Origin of the sequence: Streptobacillus notomytis (assembly GCF_001902585.1) — a bacterium.
GTDB classification, from domain to species: Bacteria; Fusobacteriota; Fusobacteriia; order Fusobacteriales; family Leptotrichiaceae; genus Streptobacillus; species Streptobacillus notomytis.
Genome location: NZ_LKKV01000125.1, coordinates 1 through 3,338, shown reverse-complemented (window position 1 = coordinate 3,338; position 3,338 = coordinate 1). Strand labels below are relative to the sequence as shown.

Annotated in this window: 3 protein-coding genes; 1 reads left to right on the top strand and 2 read right to left on the bottom strand. The window is 26.5% G+C overall.

Features of this window, described 5'->3' with window-relative positions; translation table 11 throughout:
• Positions 1-205: 205 nt before the first annotated feature.
• Positions 206-1,411 (bottom strand): threonine ammonia-lyase, encoded by a 1,206-nt coding sequence (ilvA, locus tag BUE91_RS06630; protein ID WP_073508360.1) that lies wholly within the window; start codon positions 1,409-1,411, stop codon positions 206-208.
• 2 nt (positions 1,412-1,413) lie between these two features.
• Positions 1,414-2,136, bottom strand: a complete 723-nt coding sequence (locus BUE91_RS06625; RefSeq protein WP_066901667.1) for a GntR family transcriptional regulator — start codon at positions 2,134-2,136, stop codon at positions 1,414-1,416.
• Between the two features lie 217 nt (positions 2,137-2,353).
• On the opposite strand from BUE91_RS06625, the gene BUE91_RS06620 reads away from it, so the two are divergent.
• Complete coding sequence (locus BUE91_RS06620; RefSeq protein ID WP_073508359.1) at positions 2,354-3,313, top strand: type I phosphomannose isomerase catalytic subunit; 960 nt, start codon at positions 2,354-2,356, stop codon at positions 3,311-3,313.
• The last annotated feature ends 25 nt before the right edge of the window (positions 3,314-3,338 follow it).

The window sequence follows — 3,338 nt, the reverse complement described above, 5'->3', positions numbered from 1 at the left end:
AATATAAACTTATTAGATGAGAAAGTATATGAACATGAATTAAAGATAAAAGGCTTTGAAAAAGAATTAATAGATTTAAAGTCAGAAAACAGAGAACATAAAGAAACAATAACGGCATTACTTGAAAGAATATCTAAGTTAGAAAGCAAAGGGAATTAGTAAAAAAAGGATTAACCTCTGATTATACAGGAGTTAATCCTTATTTTTATACTAATGTATAATTAAATTTATTTTCTGTTAATTTATTAAGTACACCTTTAAGATGATTACTATCCACACATTCTATAACTATTTCTAATAATTGTTCGCTAGTTTTTAGGTTATTAGAATATCTTGTTTGGTTTAAGTATAATATATTTGCTTGTTCTTCTGAAATAATTTTAGTTAACTTACTTAATTCTCCAACACTATCTTTAATTAATATGTTTAATTTAGCTCTTTTATTTTGTATTATTTGAGCTCTATTTACGATTTTTTCAATATTAGTGATGTCTATATTACCACCAGATATAACTATGGCAACATTTAATCCTTTAATATCTACTTTATTTGAAAGAACAGCAGCAAGAGCAGTAGCTCCAGCTCCTTCGGCAACAACTTTTGATTTTTCCATTAAAAATAAGATTGCCTGTGATATATCATCTTCATCTACTATTACTATATCATCTACTAAATTATTAAAAATTTCATGTGTTTTATTACCAACACGCCCTACAGCTATACCATCTGCGATAGTTTGAGGTCCAGTAACTAATAAAGGACCGTTATTTTCCAATGCTTTTTTCATTGAAGGCATGCTAGCTGCTTCTACCCCTATTAATTTAACGTTAGGTTTTAATTCTTTAAGAGCAACGGCTATACCAGCCATTATCCCTCCACCACCTACTGGGCATAACACAACATCTACATTTGGTAAATCTTCAAATATTTCAAGACCTATAGTTCCTTGTCCAGCTATTATTCTATCATCATCAAATGCGTGAACAAATACATAGTTATTTTCTTCTTGAACTTTTAGAGCATGTTCATAAGCATCATTAAATGTTTCTCCTTCAAGTATTACTTCTGCTCCATAACTTTTAGTTGCAAGTATTTTAGATATAGGTGCAAATTTAGGCATTACAATAGTTGCTTTAATACCAGCTTGTTTAGCTCCAAGAGCAACACCTTGAGCATGATTTCCAGCAGATGATGCAATTACACCACGTTTTTTTTCTTCTTCTGTTAAATTCATTATTTTATTTATAGCCCCTCTAGCTTTGAAAGAACCTGTTTTTTGTAAATTTTCAAGTTTTAAATATATATTAGATTCAGTCATGTTACTTAGTAATGGACATTCAATAAGAGGAGTTCTTTTAATTGAATTTTTAATATTTTCATTTGCATTTTTTATATCATTTAATTTAATCATTTTTACCATCCTTTATTTAATGTTATCCTATATTCAAATACATCATTTTTAATGCTTGATATGGTGTATTCAATTATTTTTTCTTTTTCATATGTAGTTCTAACTATATTCATACCTACACTATTTTCCTTTAAATTAAGTAAATCTTTTTCTTTTTTATTAGAAATAAGGATAGGTTTTAAAGTTTCAACTGCCTTAGAAAAAGCAATATTATATTCATTTTCAAAAATATTATACATAGATTTATTATTTAGTTCAAGTGGATCAAATCCATTAAACCTATACATAGGTAGATAGGTTTTTTCAAATATTATTGGTTCATTATCCATAAAACGTAATCTTTCAAAGTATATTATTTTTGAATTTAGAGGAATCCTAAAAATTTCTGAAAGTTTAAAATTAGCTTTCATAATTTTATGAAAAACTATTTCTGATTTAGGTACTTTACCTGCTGACTTAATATTTTCATAAAAACTATAGAAGGTATTAAGGTTTTGATTCATTTTTTGACTAGCAATAAAGTTTCCTTTTCCCTGAACTTTAAAAATATACCCATCTTTTTCAAGTAAATTTAAAGTTGAACGTATGGTATTTCTGCTAACACCATATTTTTGAGATAAATTTCTTTCAGAATCAAGTCTATCTCCAGGCATAAATTTACCATTTAAAATATTTTTCTTAAATTCTTCGTATATAGAATAATAAAAATGTTCATTCTCTTTCAAGATTTTCACCTCCACAAACTACATTATACAGTAAAAATTATCAAATATGAATAGATTTAAGTAAAAAATATATTGTATTTTTATATCTCTTATATCCACTAAAACTATCTATATTTCATAGTGATATTATCAGTATAAATAGTAAATAAAAATCTAGACTATTTCTTTAAAGTTTGATAGTATTTAAGTATAAGAAAGAAAAGAAAGAGGTAAAAATATGAGGCTATATCCATTTAAATTTGAAAAAGTATTAATACCTAAGGTTTGGGGAGGTAAAAACTTAGGAAAAAAATTGGGTATAAAGTTACCAGATGATAGAGATTATGGTGAATCTTGGGAAGTTTCATCTCATATTAACGGTATGAGTGTAGTATCTAATGGTACACTTAAAGGTAAAAGTTTACAGGAACTATTTAATGAGTATAAGGGTAAATTGGTTGGAGAAGATATATATATAAATCACCCTGATAGATTTCCGTTATTGATAAAATATTTAGATGTGAATGATAGATTATCTATACAAGTTCATCCTAGTGATGAAGTTGCACTTAAAAAACATAATGAACTTGGTAAATATGAATCTTGGTATATTATGTATGCAAGTAGTGATGCTAAATTAATTATGGGTATGAAATCTGGTTATGATAAAGAAAGTTTTTTAGAAAAGACTAGAAAAAATGACTTTAGTAATATGTTTGAGGAGATATCTGTTAAATCAGGTGATATGATAGATGTAATGCCTGGTATGGTTCATGCAAGTCTTGAAGGTTCTGTAATATTTGCAGAAATACAAGAAAATTCAGATATTACATATAGGATATATGACTTTGATAGATTGGAAAATGGTAAATTAAGAGAACTGCATTTAGAAGATGCAGCAGATGTTATAGATTTTTCATTAAAAGCTAATGTAGTTGACACTAATTTTAAAAATGGTGAGTTTATAAAAAATATTTCAAATACTCCATATTATTCTGTTGATAAAATAAGAATAGAAGGTAGTTTTGAAGATAGTTATAAAGATATGATGATATATTCTATACTTGAAGGTAATGGGAAGATAATAAGTGATGTGGAAAATATGGATATAAAAAAAGGAGAAACTTTATTAATTCCAGCTAACATAAAAGTATCTATAGAAGGTAAGTTAGAAATTTTAAGAAGTTTAGCTAAGTAAAAAAACCTAGTAAAAATCAACCATT

Excerpts from the sequence above, each read along its gene's own strand:
- ilvA (WP_073508360.1), bottom strand. The coding sequence starts at position 1,411 with ATGATTAAATTAAATGATATAAAAAATGCAAATGAAAATATTAAAAAT.
- BUE91_RS06620 (WP_073508359.1), top strand. The coding sequence starts at position 2,354 with ATGAGGCTATATCCATTTAAATTTGAAAAAGTATTAATACCTAAGGTT.